Below are 260 nucleotides of genomic sequence, written 5' to 3' on the forward strand. Positions count from 1 at the left end.
GCCGTCGCCCAGCGCACGCGCATGCTCGACGACTTCGGCGAACAGCTCGCCGATGCGCGGCAGCGCGCGCAGGGTCGCAAGTTGGTCGTGGTCGAGCTGCGACGCGATCCGCGGATGCATCACTAGCGTACGCAACGCCCGCTTTTCGCTGTCCGTCACGCGTCGCCGCTCGCTGCGCGGGGGCGCGTGGCGCGCCGGCGCGGCAATGCGTGCATCGACATCCGACAGCGCCGCGACTTCCTCGAACGGGATATCGAGAC

1 pseudogene is annotated in these 260 nt (G+C 70.4%); it reads right to left on the reverse strand.

Going from position 1 to position 260, the window contains the following annotated elements:
- A pseudogene (locus SB751_RS32305) lies at positions 1-260 on the reverse strand (DNA primase); the annotation flags it as partial.

The organism is Cupriavidus sp. SIMBA_020 (assembly GCF_046535395.1).
GTDB lineage: Bacteria > Pseudomonadota > Gammaproteobacteria > Burkholderiales > Burkholderiaceae > Cupriavidus > Cupriavidus campinensis.